Genomic DNA, 1,831 nt, shown 5'->3' on the forward strand with positions numbered 1-1,831 from the left:
CGAACAATTGTCTTGCGGTACCCAACCCGCGCATATCAGCATGAGCAACCGTCGCGCATCCACATCGGGTGGCATCCAACGGGCTCCGTCGCGTTCCCCGTCCGGCAACGGGTTTGAATTCAAGATCCGCTGCGCGGAGAAATCAGTGTTGCCTCTTGACAGGAAGAAGCTATATCAACGTTTGAGCTCAGCCGCGCGCGCGGGCTGGCGAACCCTGGCGTAGCGCGTCGGCTGCAGTGACGGGTTGGGCCGCTGCGCCAGTGGGCGCGCTCACGCGTGGCAACTTTCGTATTGCGCGGTTGATGTCGTTGCCAATCTGCTTGGCGACCGTTTGGTATACGGTGGTTAGCTCTTGAGTGATAGACGGGGCCTGATCGCGAAAGACATCAAGCGTCTTGACCAAGAGCGTCGGGCTATTGAAAAACCGGGGATCACCCTTGGCGTCGCCGTAGCCCACCTCATAGTCAAAGTCGTCGATTGCCTCGCTTGGATCCTTCGCCTCCAACAGGCGAGCCGTGACTGAAAGGTATGGCACGTAGCCCACCTGCTTGCCCGGGTAATAGCCGGCACCGTCGATCAGTACGTCGAGAATCGCGTCGACGCCAGGGACCATGCTCTTGTAGCTTCCGCTTCGTACCGCCGTAGCCAGCTGAGCGTCTTCGAGGTTCTCAACTGGAACCGACCATTCGCTAACTAGCTGCTGAAGAGCTTGCGATAGGCAGGCCCTGGCTGAAAAATTGAGGACAGATAGCGCCGACGAAAGCTGAAGGCGATCGGCCTCTCTACCAGAGCGAATTGCATTCCCGATGGCCATACCGAGTAGCCCCGGTGTGATGGGAGGCGGGCTCGATGATTTCGGAGAAGGCGGAAGGTCAGCGACCGAAAACGGGGCGGTACTTCCAGTAGGCGGCACCTCCTTGATGGGCAGGAGTCCCAGGCGCTGAATGTCAATTGGAGGGCGTGGCGGTTTTGGCTGGCGACTGGCGCAACCTGGTAGTGCGACCGCTGTCAGCGCGGAGATGATTAGACGACGATGCACAAGGTGCTCCCTAGCGGCGTTGAAAGAGAGGTAGCCAAGCGGCCCAACGTTTGACTTAAGGGTCGTGCCGTAGGCGCATCCCCTTGAAGAATGGTTAGGCCGCATCTTCCTCGCTGGGCGCGTTTGACTCACGAACGAGAGCGAGCGTAAGCCAAGCAGCGATCGCCGCAGCGAATAAATTGAGACCAAGGAGTGACTCTGACTTGTGCTGCATGTAGGACCACTGATATGCGCTGCCAAGATATGCGGATCCGGTGACGCCGACCGAATGCTCGCCGAGGCGGAGGAAAAGCCACGCGCCTGCTCCGCACGAGAGGATAAAGGTCACGGCCGACGTTGAGAATGCCGGAACTTGGGCGAACCAAAAGTTCCGAGCATGGAACTTCCAGCCTTCGCGTGAATTGAATGCCTGGACTCCGGACCAGATTCCATATCCGTACAGGCAGAGCGTAGCGAATAGTGCGAACTGGTCTAGGCCACGAAAAAGAGAGGCTTGGAAAAGTATTGGAAGCATCATGACGACACCCAATGCACTTCCAGCGACGGCGAGCAGTCCAAGTGAGCGAGCGGGCGGATCGGCGAGTTTCATGCGGCCTAACGCCCGCGGTAAGCCGCGCCGGAGTGCGAAGCACGGAGGGCACCCGCAAGCGGAGCTTGTGGGCGTCGGCTTGACCGAATACGAAGGGACTTCCCCAGTCCTGTGACGGTATCGAGGTACCAAGATTGACTCGCGGAAGTTCAATCTGATCGGAAAGGGGAAGTCCATGAGCGAGATTACACGAGGTGCGGCGT

The 1,831-nt window shown here is 58.8% G+C and carries 2 protein-coding genes; both read right to left on the reverse strand.

The window, feature by feature from the left end:
* Window positions 1-187 precede the first annotated feature (187 nt).
* Window positions 188-613 carry a hypothetical protein gene (locus M0L44_RS21920; RefSeq protein WP_252772310.1) on the reverse strand — a complete coding sequence of 142 codons (426 nt, stop codon included), beginning with the start codon at window positions 611-613 and terminating at the stop codon, window positions 188-190.
* Between the two features lie 520 nt (window positions 614-1,133).
* The gene (locus M0L44_RS21925) at window positions 1,134-1,628 is read right to left on the reverse strand and encodes a hypothetical protein (protein ID WP_252772311.1); all 495 of its coding nucleotides are present in this window, start codon (window positions 1,626-1,628) and stop codon (window positions 1,134-1,136) included.
* Window positions 1,629-1,831: the final 203 nt, after the last annotated feature.

Source organism: Ideonella oryzae (assembly GCF_024055665.1).
In the GTDB taxonomy this organism is placed as follows: Bacteria; Pseudomonadota; Gammaproteobacteria; order Burkholderiales; family Burkholderiaceae_C; genus Ideonella; species Ideonella oryzae.